Below are 477 nucleotides of genomic sequence, written 5' to 3'. Positions count from 1 at the left end.
TGCTCATCATTAATCCCGCGGAAGTTAATATGCTGATTTCCTCGCTTGAAAACGTTCTTTCGTTACGGCAGTCGTCTATGCTGAAAAAGCCCCAAAATTCCCCTTCCAAAAACATGGGTATAATAACAATGGATTTCATTTCGTAATACCCAAGAAAAGCCTGATCTTCTTCCGACATGTCCTTAATCGGCGTATTAATATGATCGCCGCACAAAAACAGATCTTCCCATTCCTTCTTCATGCTGTAGGGGAAATGAAGCCCCATGGGAACACTCTTGCATTTTTCGCCGAACTCGCTGATCCATTCATATCTAAGGACATAATGCATTTCACCTTCCAACATTTCATTACACCAGATTTGAACGCGGTCTACGTCCAAACAACGTCCTACAAGCTCGAAACTCCTCATCATGGAATATTCAAATGAGCCGACATTGTTGCTTGACAGAAGGATTATAGCGGCGCTGTTTACCATAT

The 477-nt window shown here is 42.3% G+C and carries 1 protein-coding gene; it reads right to left on the bottom strand.

Annotated elements, in window-relative coordinates:
- A partial coding sequence (locus ACYVTD_RS16445) for a GAF domain-containing protein (protein WP_461248741.1) occupies nucleotides 1–477 on the bottom strand: 477 nt, incomplete at both ends.

Source organism: Treponema sp. R6D11 (assembly GCF_054786075.1).
Note: the sequence above shows the minus strand (reverse complement) of the source record. Positions and strands in the feature narration are given on the sequence as shown.